At 66.7% G+C, this 13,556-nt stretch carries 12 protein-coding genes and 1 pseudogene; 12 read left to right on the plus strand and 1 reads right to left on the minus strand.

What is annotated here, in order from left to right:
• The 9 genes from HMPREF9440_RS11895 to HMPREF9440_RS11200 form a co-directional block, all read left to right on the plus strand.
• The coding region (locus tag HMPREF9440_RS11895; RefSeq protein WP_008541997.1) for an MFS transporter at positions 1-418 on the plus strand (418 nt) is incomplete at its 5' end.
• 306 nt (positions 419-724) lie between these two features.
• Positions 725-2,005: an ATP-binding protein gene (locus tag HMPREF9440_RS04750; RefSeq protein WP_008541998.1), complete on the plus strand. Its 1,281-nt coding sequence runs from the start codon at positions 725-727 to the stop codon at positions 2,003-2,005.
• Between the two features lie 148 nt (positions 2,006-2,153).
• Positions 2,154-4,193: a sensor histidine kinase gene (locus tag HMPREF9440_RS04755; protein ID WP_008541999.1), complete on the plus strand. Its 2,040-nt coding sequence runs from the start codon at positions 2,154-2,156 to the stop codon at positions 4,191-4,193.
• Complete coding sequence (locus HMPREF9440_RS04760; protein WP_008542000.1) at positions 4,190-4,819, plus strand: response regulator transcription factor; 630 nt, start codon at positions 4,190-4,192, stop codon at positions 4,817-4,819. The genes HMPREF9440_RS04755 and HMPREF9440_RS04760 overlap by 4 nt, the downstream gene beginning before the upstream one ends.
• A gap of 21 nt (positions 4,820-4,840) precedes the next feature.
• Positions 4,841-6,424 (plus strand): FAD-dependent oxidoreductase, encoded by a 1,584-nt coding sequence (locus HMPREF9440_RS04765; protein ID WP_008542001.1) that lies wholly within the window; start codon positions 4,841-4,843, stop codon positions 6,422-6,424.
• A gap of 451 nt (positions 6,425-6,875) precedes the next feature.
• On the plus strand, positions 6,876-7,820 hold the full coding sequence (locus HMPREF9440_RS04770) for a sugar phosphate isomerase/epimerase family protein (protein WP_008542002.1): 945 nt from the start codon (positions 6,876-6,878) through the stop codon (positions 7,818-7,820).
• Positions 7,821-7,930: 110 nt separating this feature from the next.
• On the plus strand, positions 7,931-8,266 hold the full coding sequence (locus HMPREF9440_RS04775) for a cytochrome c3 family protein (RefSeq protein WP_008542003.1): 336 nt from the start codon (positions 7,931-7,933) through the stop codon (positions 8,264-8,266).
• Between the two features lie 3 nt (positions 8,267-8,269).
• Entirely contained in the window at positions 8,270-9,814 is a 1,545-nt protein-coding gene (locus HMPREF9440_RS04780) for an FAD-dependent oxidoreductase (protein WP_008542005.1), read from the plus strand.
• Between the two features lie 389 nt (positions 9,815-10,203).
• Positions 10,204-10,365, plus strand: a complete 162-nt coding sequence (locus tag HMPREF9440_RS11200; RefSeq protein ID WP_157180689.1) for a hypothetical protein — start codon at positions 10,204-10,206, stop codon at positions 10,363-10,365.
• A 92-nt stretch (positions 10,366-10,457) separates the two neighbouring features.
• Here the strand turns inward: HMPREF9440_RS11200 and HMPREF9440_RS04785 are convergent, their stop codons facing one another.
• Positions 10,458-11,249: an outer membrane protein assembly factor BamD gene (locus tag HMPREF9440_RS04785; RefSeq protein ID WP_008542011.1), complete on the minus strand. Its 792-nt coding sequence runs from the start codon at positions 11,247-11,249 to the stop codon at positions 10,458-10,460.
• On the opposite strand from HMPREF9440_RS04785, the gene HMPREF9440_RS04790 reads away from it, so the two are divergent.
• From HMPREF9440_RS04790 to rimO, 3 genes and pseudogenes are all read left to right on the plus strand, one after another.
• Positions 11,248-12,318, plus strand: coding sequence for an RluA family pseudouridine synthase (locus tag HMPREF9440_RS04790; RefSeq protein WP_008542010.1), 1,071 nt, complete (start codon positions 11,248-11,250; stop codon positions 12,316-12,318). The two genes, HMPREF9440_RS04785 and HMPREF9440_RS04790, sit on opposite strands and share 2 nt — an antisense overlap.
• A 48-nt stretch (positions 12,319-12,366) precedes the next feature.
• On the plus strand, positions 12,367-13,188 hold the full coding sequence (gene pgeF / locus HMPREF9440_RS04795) for a peptidoglycan editing factor PgeF (protein WP_008542012.1): 822 nt from the start codon (positions 12,367-12,369) through the stop codon (positions 13,186-13,188).
• Positions 13,189-13,331: 143 nt separating this feature from the next.
• Positions 13,332-13,556, plus strand: a pseudogene (rimO, locus tag HMPREF9440_RS11900) (30S ribosomal protein S12 methylthiotransferase RimO); the annotation flags it as partial.

A 13,556-nucleotide genomic window follows, 5' to 3' on the forward strand; every position in this document is an offset into this window, starting at 1 on the left:
CTACGCGCAGGACCGCCTGGGGCACAAGCGCGCCCTGATGGTGACGTTGGTCGTGTGGCTCGCGATGATCGTCGTCGCTTACTTCTCGGAAACGCGCACGCACTTCTGGATCGCCGCCAATCTGGCGGGCCTCGCCATGGGGAGCTCGCAGTCGGCGGGCCGCGCCATGGTGGGGGTCTTCGCGCCCGAAGGCCGTCAGGCGGAGTTCTACGGGCTTTGGAATCTGGCGCTTTGGCTCTCCGCCGTCGTGGGGCCGCTCTCCTACGGGATGATCACCTGGGTGACGGGGAACGACCACCGCCTGGCGATCTGCGCCACGGGGCTCTTCTTCCTTCTGGCGATCGTGGTGTTGGTGCCGTTGAACGTCGAGCGCGGGGCGGCGCGGGCGAAGGAAATGAGCGCGAGGGAGGCGGCGTAACCGAAGCCCTGCCCGAAGAGGCGCGGACATCCGGGGTTCCGGATGGAAGCGCCTCTTTTCTTAGGGTTTCGGCGTCCGACTCTTCACGGAAAATGCGTCCAAGTGACTGCGGAAAGCGTGTCCAAGTGCCCGTGAATGCCGCGGCCGACTCATGGAGGCCGGTCCGGCCGGCATGGTCAACCGACCGCTGGCGTCGTAGGCTTCTTTGGAGACGCACCCCTGGACCTTCCGAAGCCGGTCATCCTTGACCGCACCTTTCTCAAACCGGGCGTGCGCCTTCTCTCAGAAGGGACACGGAGGCGGCTCATGGCGGGTGAGGCTTACGAAAAGCGTTTGGTTGAAGACGCTCTGGCGCTCCACCTGAGGACGATGGGCGCGGTGCTGATCGAAGGTCCCCGGAGATGCGGCAAAACGACGACGGCAAGGCGCTTTTCCCGCAGCGTCCTCCGCGTCGACGACCCGCGGACGATGGAGGACCCGGCCTTCTGGGCGGAGCTCGCCCCGGAGAGGCTTCTCACGGGCGCGGCGCCCCGCCTCATCGACGAGTGGGAGCACATCCCGACGATTTGGGACGACGTGCGGAGCGAGGTCGACCGCAGAAGCGACCCCGGACAGTTCATCCTCACCGGGTCGGCCGAACCCGTGAATCCCGGCCGCATCTTTCATTCCGGCACCGGGCGATTCGCCCGGATGCGCATGCGCCCGATGACGCTCTTCGAATCGGGTGAGTCGACGGGGGTGGTGAGCCTGCGGGGGCTCTTTGAAGGCCGCTTCGAGGCATGTGCCGACATGAATGCGGGGAGCGGTCTCACGCGTGAAGCGTTGGCCTACGCCGCCTGCCGCGGCGGCTGGTCCGCGTCCGTCGTGAAGGCGGGTGAGGCGGCGCTCTCGACCACCCGGCGGATCGTCCGAAAGGCGTTGAGGGAAGCGGCGGCCCGGGCGGCGAAGCATCCTCCTGCGGAGGAGGCGCTGCGGGGGCTTCTCCGCGTCGTGGTCCTCCACGCGGGGACGACGGACCCCGTCACGAAGCTTCACAGGGAGCTTGCGGACGAGCGGGTGTCGCTCCGCTGCTTCCGGGCGGTCCTCGGGGCGCTCCGCGACACCTTCGTGACGGAAGACTTGGACGCCTGGACGGCGCCGCTCCGCTCGGCGGCGCGGCTTCCCACGACGCCCGAGCGGAGTTTCTGCGATCCCTCGTTCGTCTCGGTCGGGCTCGGGCTCGCGCCGGAGAAGCTGCTTCACGACCGGACGGCTTTCGGGAAGGTGTTCCGGGCGTTGTGTCTTCGGGACCTTCGCGTCTGCGCCGACCTCTTGGAGGGCGGCCTCGCGCACTGGCGCGATCGCGTCGGCCGCGCCTCTTTGGTCGTGACGGCCTGGGACGGCCGGTACGGTCTCGTCGCGGTCTCGCCGGGCGGGGGCAGGGCGGAGGAGCGCAACGCCGGAATGCTTCGGGCCATGGCCGCCAAGATCAACGTCGAGCGCCGCGGGGCGCCGTCCTTCCTCATGGTGCTCACCGCCGACGGGTGCGGGGCCCGGCGTCGCGAAGACGGTGTTTGGGTCGTGCCGGTCGGGTGTTTCGGACCCTGAGTGAGACCCTGAATCAGCCTCTTTGTCGAGCTCAAAATCGGGGGAAGTCGAGGCCGTCCTCGCTTCCCCTGTCTTCGCGGATGCGTCCGGATTCGCTATATTTCTAGGACAACCGACCCACGGACGACCCAACCCGACCTTTCCCCCGATGCATTCCCGCCCGAAGATCCCGACCCCCCTGCGCGCGCGTTTTCCGCGCCGCGCCCCGGAAGGCGCGCCTTCCGGACGGAGGCTCATCCGTGCGGCGTCGGCGGGATTCTTCGGGGCGCTTTTGACTCTCCTCACCTTTCTGACGCCCGCCTCTCCCGCGCAGGCCGCCCGCACGATCGTCGTAGGCTTCGTCGACTCCGCCGAGTCGGGCTTCTACGCGACGACCGTGCAGCCGACGATCGAGGCGATCCGCCTCGGCATTCCGGGTAGCGTCGTCGAGACGGTGCGGCTCTCGTCCGTGACGATCACGAACGACGTGCGGCTCCGCCAACCCGACCTCTTCATCGTGCCCGCGTCCGACTTCCTTCTGGTTACGGACACGCTTGGAGCGCACGCCGTCGCCACCCGCAAGTCCACCGCCGCGAAGGCTCCCTCGATGTCCGTGGGCGGCGTCTTCGTCGTGAGAAACGACCGCGCGGACCTGACGACGGTGAAGAGTCTGCGCAGGAAGCGCGCCGCGGCGACGCTCCCGACCGCTCTCGACGGGTGGTTGGCCGCCCGCATGGCCTTGGAAGAGGCCGGCTACGACTCGCAGACCTTCTTCAAGGAAGTGCGCTTCATGACGTTCGGGCTCCCGAACGTGGTTTCGAGCGTCCTTTCCGGCGCGTACGACGTCGGGGTGCTTCCGACCTGCATGTTGGAGCGCGCCGAAGCCGAAGGCATCGTCGCGCGCGGGGCGCTCCGCGTCGTGGGGGCCGTTGAAGACGAACTCCTTCACTGCCGGCGCTCGACCGCGCTCTACCCGGACTGGGTGGCGGGCGTCTTGCCGACGGTCGACCCGGAATTGGCGCGCGAACTCACGATCGCGATCCTCACGCCCCCGAAGCGGGACGGTTCGGGTACCGCGCAGGAGCAGGGCGCCTACGTCTGGCAGGTGACGAACGACTTCCACGCGGTGCGCGAACTGGAGCGGCGCCTTCACGTCGGGCAGTGGAGCTATTTGGACAGCTGGAGCTTGGAAGCGCTTTGGCGGCACTTCCATTGGTACGTGGTGGCGGGGCTTCTCATTTTGGACGCGGTGGTGTTGAACGAGAGGCGCCTTCGCATGCTCGTCAGAAAGCGCACCGCGGAACTCCAAAACGCCCTCGCCGAGCGCGACCGCCTCGAAGAGGCCGAACGCGCGGCGAGGCTGCGCCTGGGCGAATTGGAGCGCATGGGCGCGATCAGCCAGCTCTGCGCGATGATCGCGCATGAGCTGAAGCAGCCGGTCACCTCCATCATCAACTACGTCACGGTGATCAAGCTGCGCGCCGGTATGGTGGGCGGCGCGGCCGCGCCCCAAGCGTCCGGCACGCCCGGCAAACCCTCCGCAGCGCCCGCGCCCTCCGCCGATCCGGTCTTCGAGAAGGCCGTCGACGGCGTCGAGGCGGCGTCAAAGCGCATCGCCGGGATTGTCGACCGCGTGCGGCTCTACGCGAAGCGCGAACGGCGCGAACCCGTGGCGGTGGACCTCTGCGCGACGCTCGAAGCCGCCGCATCCGCCCAGAAGAAGGGCGCGGTTGCGGTGCGGCTTCTCATTCCGGCCAAGCCCGTCCACGTGTCGGGCGATCCGCTCGAACTCGAGCTCCTCTTTCTCAACCTCATCAAGAACGCGGTCGAAGCCGCGGCGGGCGCGCTGAACGCGACGCCCTCGAGGACCCCTGAAGTCGTGGTGGCGCTCGCCTGCGGAGGCGACGCCCCGGAGGCGTCTTCCGCCGCCCACGACGTGCGCGTCACCGTGACGGACAACGGCCCCCGCTTGTCGGACGAAGCCTTCGAGCGCCTCATGCGCGTGAGCGAAAGCGTCAAGGACGAGGGGCTGGGCTTGGGGCTCGCGATCGTGAGGAACATCGTCGACGAACACGGCGCGAGTCTCACGATCCGCCGCCGCGGCGACGACGGCTCTCCCGACGCCGACGGCCTCACCGTCGCCGTGACGTTCGACCTTTTGGACGCGCCGTCCGCCCCGAAGCATTCCCAACCAAAGGACCCCTCATGAACAAACCGCTCATTCGCATCGTCGACGACGATGCCGAACTCGCCGAGTCCTTCGCGCTTCTTCTGGAGACGATGGGCTGGACCGTGAAGCACTACGCCGACGGCCCGAGCTTTCTGCGTGAGGACACGCTCGAAGGCCCCGGCTGCGTCGTGCTCGACGTGCGCATGCCCGGGATGACGGGGTTGGAAGTCCAGGCGGAGCTGGAGCGCCGCGGCTCCAAACTCCCGATCCTCTTTCTCTCCGCCCACGGGAACATCGCGATGGCGGTGCACGCCGTGCGTCACGGCGCGGCGGACTTTTTGGAAAAGCCCGTCGAGCCCTTGGACTTCGTGCAGAAGGTCTCGCAGGTGGTGACGATGTCCTTGCAGAGCGCCGTCACGGAAGCCGCGGGCGAACGCCTGCGCGACCGCTTCGCCGGCTTGACGCCGCGCGAGCGGAACGTCATCCGCGCGGTCCTTCAAGGGAAGCAGAACAAGGAGGTGGCAATCGCGTTGGGGCTCGAAGTGAGCACGGTCAAGATGCACCGCGCGAACGCCTTCGCGAAGCTGGGCGTGCACTCCCAGAGCGAACTCATGCGGTTGGCGTTCGAAGCGGGCGTCACCGCCGAGGACGAGCTTCTCGCCTGACCGATTTTGAAGACGACCGCCATGACGCCCGACATCTTCCGCCGCCGACTTCTGGACCGCACGGTGCGCGCCGCGCTCCTCGGGGGCCTTCTCGCGAAGGCCCCGGCGGCCGCGTGGGGCGCGGATGCGTCCGATTCGTCCGATTCGTCCGATGCATCCGATTCGTCCGAACCCGAAGACATCGCGGAGGATTTCGCCCACGAGATTTGGGACGTCGTGGTCGTGGGGTCGGGGACCGCGGGGCTCTGCGCCGCGATTGCGGCCCGCGAAGCGGGCGCGCGGCGCGTCGTCATTCTGGAAAAGTTGGCCCTCACGGGCGGGCACGGGATTTTGTCGTCGGGCTCCGTCGCGGTCGCGACGAGGCGCCCGCAGAGCGAAGATCCGGATGCGGACATCCGCGAGATGACCGCGGAAATGCTGCGGGCCGGGGGCGATTTGGCGAGGCCCGAGCTCGTGCGAAAGCTCGCGCGCGAGAGCGAATCCGCCGTGGCGTGGCTCGCAGGGATGGGCGTCAACTGGCGGAACGTCCGGTACCGTGCCGTCGGGAGCGTCACCGCGCGCAACATCTCGACGGGGTCGCCGCAGGCAGGGTACGACTACGTCTCGGCGCTCTCGCGCCGTGCGGTCGCGATCGGCGCCGAGATCCGCCACAACACCCGCGCGGTGAGGCTCCTCACCGAAACGATGCCGGACGGCTCCGTGCAGGTCGTGGGCGTGCGTGCGGCGCTTGGCGGCGTCGACGACCGGGGCGCCCCTTCGATGTCGGACTTCCCCGCACGCGCCGTCGTGCTCGCGACGGGCGGATTCGGCGCGAACGTCGGGATGCGCATGAAGTACGCCCCGAGGTTGGACGCCACCTACGGCACGACCGCGAACCCCAACCGGGATCTTTTGGACGGCGCCGAAGGGGACGGCATCCGCATGGCGGAGGCCGTGGGCGCCGAATTGGTCGGGATGGAGCACATCCAGCTGATCCCGTACTCGGGCGGGCGGCTCCTCGACTTCGTCGGGGGCGAAATCTGGGTGAACGACGCAGGCGAGCGCTTCGTCCCCGAGGGCGTCCCCTTCGCGGAACTGGCCCGCATCGTCGAAGACACGGGGAACCGGAGCTTCTGGGCGATCTCCGATGCGACGACCCAAAAGGGTGCGTCCTTGGGCGTCAAATTGGACGAAGCGATCGTGCGCGAAGCGGCGACGATCGAGGAGATGGCCCACGGGATGGACGTGCCGGTGGGGGTGCTTCGCCGGACGATCGTGACCTGGAACCGGGACGTGAAGCGCGGCTACGACACGCGCTTCGGCTTCCCCGTGCAGGGCGTTCCCATCGCGAAGCCGCCCTTTTACTACGGGCGCGAAACCTGGTCCGTGCACTTCACCTGCGGCGGGGTCGCGATCGACGAAGAGGCGAGGGTGCTGACGGCGCGCTGCCGCCCGATCTTCGGGCTCTTCGCCGCGGGCGAAGTCACCGGGGGCGTTCACGGGAAGGACCGTCTGGGCGGCATGAGCATGACCGACACCTTCGTCTTCGGGCGCACGGCCGGGCGCTCGGCCGCCGAGTGGGCGAACGCCACGGCGAAGCTGCGCGAGGGGACGGCGGCGCCGTAGGGCGTCGGCTGTCTCATCCTGAACTCCCATCCTGACCCCCGTCCCGACCCCGTCGGCACGGGGTTTCTCGTCCGTCTTCTCGGTTCTTTCCCCGAATGATCGGATCCGGTCATAGATTTCCAACAGGGCGCCCATAGCCGGGCGCTCCTCCCTTCTACCACCCGATACCTACCGCTACGCCCCTCTCCGCCGCCGGAGAGGTTTCTTAGGCGTACCTTAAGAATCCTTGGGCGTCAGGGATTTCGGATGAATCCTCCTGAATCCGCCGTCTTCCGGCCGATTCCATGGGGTAAACCTCTTCCTATCCCGAGCACCTCCCGCGGGAGGTATTGCCCCATCGGGGTCCCCCTCTAGGATTGCTCCCAAGCTGTTGGGAGGCGTGAGCGGCGCTGAGGCGCGCCGGTCCGGACCAACCTCCGCAGCTCCGACCCAGACCCAGGAGACCACAACAATGAATCGTCGACATCTTCTGCAAGGTGCGGCCGCCACGTTCGGCGGTCTTGCCGCCCTCGGCTCGTCCGCCGCGCACGCCAAGGTTGCGCCGGTCACGATGAAGGACCGCACCTTCGAACCGATCAAGCTCCCGCGTCCGATTTCGCTCGCCGCGCTCACCGTGCTCGACGTCTCGCCCGCGAATCAGGTGCTCTGCGCCGCGGCGGCGGGCTACAGCCACGTCGGCATCCGCCTGGTGCCGGCGACCCCCACGGAAACGCAGTGGGACATGATCGGCGACACGCCGATGATCCGCCAGGTCGAAGCCAACCTCAAGGCGACCGGCATCAAGGTGATGGACATCGAAATCCTGCGCATCAAGCCCGACACCCGCGCCGTCAACTGGAAGGCGTTCTTTGAAACGGGTGCGCGCCTGGGCGCCACCAACGTGCTCTGCGCCGGGAACGACCCGGACCTCAACCGTCTGATGGACAACTACGCCGAGCTCTGCGAAATCGCGCATCCCTACGGGCTCTCGCTCTCGATCGAGCCCATGCCGTGGTGCGACATTTCGACCGTGAAGCAGGCGGGCGACGTGATGGCGAAGGTGAACCGTCCGAACGCGGGCGTCCTCGTCGATCCGATCCACTTCTTCCGAGCGAAGAACACCTTCGCCGACATCGACAACCTCCCGAAGGGGTCGCTCAAGTACTGCCAGATGTGCGACATCACGAAGGAAATGCCCAAGGACATGGACGGGATCCTCTACCAGGCCCGCAACTACCGTCTGTCGCCGGGCACCGGCGCCGCGGATCTCGTTGGGCTCCTCAAGCACCTCCCGGGTCTGCCGATCTCGATCGAAGCCTGCAACGCGGACCTCGCGCTCACGATGTCGCCCCTGGACCGCGCCCGCATGTACTTGGAAGACATGGTCGCGGTGCTGAACGCCGCCGGCGAATACTGATTTCCCCCACCGGCGCAGTCCGGGTCCGGACTTCCGGCCGCTTCCTGAGCTTCGAAGCGGTGCTCAAGCCCCGGTCCCGACTGCGCCACCAACCAAGAGAGAACCACAAGATGATGAAGCAGCTCTTCTGCGCGATCGCGCTTGCCGCCACGCTCGGCGTCGGCGCCGCGAACGCCGCCGAAATGAAGGCGATGGGTCCCCACGCCTCGCTCCCCTGCGACACGTGCCACGCCGGCGGCAAGTTCGTCGCCCCCGCCAAGGAAACGTGCCTGCAGTGCCACCAGTCCTATGAGGCCGTGGCGAAGCGCACCGAAAAGATGACGCCCAATCCCCACTCGTCGCACCGCGGCGAGCCCAACTGCACGAACTGCCACAGCATGCACGCGAAGCCCCGCTTCGAATGCAACGACTGCCACACGTTCGACATCAAGATGAAGGGGGAATAAAGCATGACCAAGATTGATATGAGCCGCCGCAGCTTCCTCGGCACCGCCGCGGCCGCCACGACCGCCGCGGCCTTCTCGGGCGCCGCGATGGCGCAGTCCACCTCGAAGGACATCCCCGCGAAGTGGGACATGGAAGCCGACGTCGTCGTTTTGGGTTGCGGCGGCGCCGGCATGATGGCCGCCTGCCAGGCCCATGACCGCGGCGCGAAGGTCGCCGTGTTCGACAAGGGTCTCTCGCCCTTTCATACCGGCACGAACCTCTGCGGCGGCCTCTTCACCGCCTGGGGTTCGCGCATGCAGAAGGCCGACCCGGAAGGTCAGAAGGACACGTGGGAAACGTTCGCGAACGACATCATCGCCTACGGCGAACACATGAGCTTGAAGGAACCGGTCTACGCCTTCGCGAAGCACTCGGGTGAAGCCTTCGACTGGCTCGAAGACCATGGCTTGGCGCCCCACCATCTCGAAAAGTACGCGGGCCATTCGCAGCTTCGCGCCCACCGTCAGGAATCCTTCAAGGGCCGCGACTACATCGAAGTGCTCGTGAAGGAACTCGCCGCGCGCAAGATCGAAATCCAGCACCGCATGGGCGTGCAGAAGTTCTTCTTCGACGAAAAGGCGAACAAGGTCGTCGGCGTCGCGGTCGGCAACGGCGAAAAGACCATCACCTGCAGCGCCAAGATGGGCGTCGTGATGGCGACGGGCGGCATCACCGGCACGCCTCAGTCGCTCGACTTCTGGGTTCCGTCCGTCGCCGGCAAGGGCGTCGCGATCGGCGGCCCGTCGAACGACGGCGAAGCGCTCCGCATCGCGGTGCGCGACTTGGGCGTCCCGCTCTCGCACATGCAGTACATCGCGTCCTACCCCTGCGGCATCGTCGTGAACGGCCGCAACGGCCCCTACTGCCGTTGGTGGTTCATCACCGGTCAGGGCGGCATCCTCATCAACAAGAACGGCAAGCGCTTCGTCACCGAACTCGAAGGCATCTGCCACGTGACGCCGAAGTTGGCCGGCAACCCCGACGGCTGCCACTACGTCCTCGCCGACCAGGGCACGTGGGAGCGCACGCTCCAGAAGATCAAGCTGGGCGCGCTCGTGGGTCTGCCCTCCTGGACGGCGGAACGCGTTGAAGCCGAATTCGCCAAGGGCGACAACCTCTGGAAGTGCGACACGTTGGAAGAGCTCTGCCAGAAGTCCGGCGTCAACCTCGAAGGCCTCAAGGAACAGATCGCCGTCTGGAACAAGGCCGTCGACGCGAAGAACGACCTCCAGTTCGGCCGCACCGACATGCAGCACAAGCTCGGCAAGGGCCCGTACTACATGATCCGCATGTTCCCGTGGAACAACCTCTCCTGCGGCGGCGTGCGCGTCACGGAACAGTTCGAAGTGCTCGGCTGGGACCTCAAGCCCGTCGGCGGCCTCTACGCTGCCGGTGAAACGGTCGCGGGCGTCCACGGCGCCTTCTACTGCGGCGGCAACGCCTGCGGCTTCGCCCACACGTCCGGCTTCATGGCCGGGAAGTACGTGACGGGCTGGAAGGAAGCGTAACCACGACTTCATAAGCGACAAAAACGTCCGGCCGACGCCATGACCCGTGAGCCGCAGTTGGTCGCTGCGGCCTCCGGGCCCGGCCGGGACCGCACCGACGGGCGAGTTCCTCTCTCTCCTCTCCTTCCTCGTCCGGAGATGCCTTGCAGACGACATGCAGGAGCGGAAGTCCTGTATCCGCTGGCCGCCTCGGTTCCTCACGGAGCCGGGGCGCTTTTTTTTGATGAGCGGCCTCAAGGGGCTGGCGAGCGGGCATGTCCGGCTGCTCCCGTGCGCATCGCAAAAATGCGAGTCGCAAATTTGCGAGTCACACCATGCGACTCGCAAATTTGCGAAACGGCGATGCGCTCGTCGGAGTGCCCGACGGGACGGCTGCAGGAGGAGGGGGCGTGAAGGACTCGGAGGCTGTGAAGAGCGTGATGGACGTGAAGATCGTGAAGATCGTGAAGATCGTGAAGACCCAAAGGTTCCTCTTCAAAGGGCTCCGGGCACGCACGAAGGATTCGTGCGGGCGCCGTCCGCCCGACCGGTGCGCTCGGGAAGGGCACTGACGCCGAGTACTTCATCGAGCGCCGCGCCGCGGACAAGGAAAAAGCCCGGCGACGTCGGTCGGCCGGGCTTTGGAAATCGTCCTGCGGAAGGCTTATCGGTCGCGAAGGGCCGGGTTGACCTTCCCCTTGTTGAGCTCGAGGAGTCGGCGCGTATCCGCGGCGAGGTCGGGCATCTTCAGGTTGTCGTAGGCGTTCGCGATCAATTCCAGCGCATCGTCGCGGAACGGTGTCTGCTGGAATTCGGAAACGACGCGCTGGGCGCGCTCGATCGCGGCCACGTAGGCGTGGCGGACGTAGTAGTATTGCGCGGTTTTGAGTTCGTGCTCGGCCTGCGCCAGCACGAGGCCATGCATGCGGCGGCGGGCTTCCGGCGCGAAGCGGCTCTGCGGATAGCGGAGCACGAGTTCCTTCAACGTGTCGAACGCTTCGCGCGAAGCGTTGGCGTCGCGTTCGGCGAGGTCTTCGGCGGCGAGGATGTTGAACCAGCTGTCGGTTTCGTTGAGCGTCGCGAGCGCCTTCAGGTACATGACGTAGTCGCTGTTGGCGTGGTTCGGGTAGGAGCGCAGGAACCGGTCCGCGGCCTGCACCGCCCCCGGCGCGTCGCCGTCCTTCCACGTCGCGTAGATCAGCTCGATCTGCGCCTGCTGGGCGTACTGACCGAAGGGATAGCGCGCCTCAAGCTTCTGGTAGTAGTCCTTCGCCTGCGTCCAGTTGCTATCATCCAAGGCGATTCGCGCCTCGCTGTAGAGTTTGTCCGCCGACCAGTCCAGCGTCGGGTCCGTCTCCAGACTCTGCAGCCAGGAGCACGATGCGGTCGCAAGCGTGACCGTGACGAGCGCGGCTGCCCGCATGACGAGACGCTTCAAAGGGAATTCCATTTTCATGACCAGTTCTGAAGACGAAATCAAGTTTGCTGATTATAGCGATGGGGCTTCTTCCGAAGAAGAAGCCGCGGACGAGAATTTACCATCATTCATGGTGGAGGGATTTTGGGGTGAGCGCCTCGACAAGGTGTTGGCGTCGCTCATGCCCGAAGTCTCGCGCGCCCGCCTTCAGAAGCTGATTGAAACAGGCGGCGTCGAGGTGAACGGCCGGGTCGTCGAAAAGGTCCGTGAAAAGGTGACGGAGGGGGACGAAATCCAGCTTCTGGAAGAGCCCCGCATCGACGAATCGCTCGCGTACGAGCCCCAGGAAGTCGACTTCGACGTCATGTACGAGGACGACACGATCATCGTGGTCTCAAAGCCCGCGGGCCTCGTCGTCCACCCGGGCGCGGGGAACCCCTGCGGAACGCTTCTGAACGGGCTTCTTCACCGCTACCCGGAACTCCGTGAAGTGCCGCGCGCCGGGATCGTGCACCGCTTGGACCGCGATACGACGGGGCTCATGGTCGTCGCGCGCACCTTGGCCGCGCAGACCAACCTCGTGCGCCAGCTCCAGGAGCGCACCGTGAAGCGCGAATACTGGGCGCTCACGATCGGGACCAGCGCCGCCGACTTCGTCGTCGAAGTGCCGATCGGGCGCGATCCGCGCTCGCGCATCCGCTTCAAGGGTTTCCCCGGCTCCACGGGCGTGCGCGCGAAGCCCGCACGCACCCGCGTGAAGACCGTCGGTTGGAGCGAATTCGAGGGCGTGCCCGTTTCGTGGGTCGCGTGCAGGCTCGATACCGGCCGCACGCACCAGATCCGCGTGCACCTCACCGGCGAAGACCTTCCCTTGATCGGCGACCAGATCTACCGCGGCCGCGCCCCCGGCATCGGCGTCAAGCTCGAAAACATGCTCGACTTCCACCGCCAGGCGCTCCACGCCTCGCGCCTGGGGCTCGTGCACCCGGCGACGGGCGAGCAGATGGAATGGTTCGTGCCGCCCCCTGAAGACATGATCGAATTGATGGAGACGCTCGACTTCGGTCCGTGGGACCGCCCGGTCGACGTCTTCGAGCGTCAGTACTGATTTTTGAACTCTCCGAAATCCTCTCCCCAACAAGAAAACGGTGGAACGATGTCCGAACTCTTCAAACCCGGTCTCGACATGCTCCAGCCCGGCGCCGACTGGCGCGCCGCGGCGCCCGCCAACGTCGACGTGCTCTTCACCTGCCGTGAGGGCGGCGTCTCGTCCGGCCCCTGGGGCGACGAAAACGGCGTGATGGGCCTCAACGTGGGCCCGCACACGGGCGACTTCGCCGCCTGCGTGAAGATGAACCGCCAGATCGTCTCGCAGTTGGTCCCCTCCGACCCGAAGTGGCTGAAGCAGGTCCACGGCACGCGCGTCGTCGCGGCCGAAACGGTCGAGGGCGAGCCCGAAGCCGACGCGGCCGTTTCGATGACGCCCGGCGTCGTCGCCGTCGTGATGGTGGCGGACTGCCTCCCCGTGATGATCGCCGACGCCGAAGGCCGCGCGGTCTGCGCGGTGCATGCGGGCTGGCGCGGTTTGGCCGACGGCGTCGTCCAAATGGGCGTCAAGGCCGTGCGCGACGCCGTGGGCGACGACGACGCCCGCATCGTCGTCTGGCTCGGGCCCCGCATCGGCCCCGAAGCCTTTGAAGTGGGCGAAGACGTCCGCGAGGCGATGAAGGCGAACCTTCCCAACGCCGACGCCGCCTTCCGTGAGGAGAACGGAAAGCTCTACGCCGACCTCGGGATGCTCGCGCGCGAGGCGCTCGGGCAGATGCGCGTCACGGATGCCGACATCTTCGACTGCGGGCTTTCCACCCACGCCGACAAGAAGCGCTTCTGGAGCTTCCGCCGCGACGGCGAGAAGGCCGGGCGCCACGCCGCGATGATCTGGCTGAAGCCCGAAGCGGCCGAAACCGCTCAGGCGTAAGCCGGCCTCGGCGACGTTTTGTTGTAGGATCGGGGCCCGACGGCCCCGATCCCCATTTTCCAAAGGGCCGGAACATCCGGACAAGACCCCGAAATCCCCAAACAAACCATCCACACCCCACACAACAACCGACCCAGATCACCATGACGATTTCTCCTTCCCGCCGCATTCCCGTCGTCGGCTTCGTCTCGCTCGGCTGCCCCAAGGCTTTGGTCGACACCGAGCGGATCATCACGCACCTGCGCGCCCGCGGCTACCGCATCGGGCGCACGTACCACGACGCCGACCTCGTGATCGTCAACACCTGCGGCTTCATCGACGCCGCGGTGGAGGAGAGCCTCACCGCCATCTCGGAAGCGCTCGCTGAA

The sequence above is a fragment of the Sutterella parvirubra YIT 11816 genome, from assembly GCF_000250875.1.
Lineage (GTDB): Bacteria > Pseudomonadota > Gammaproteobacteria > Burkholderiales > Burkholderiaceae_F > Sutterella > Sutterella parvirubra.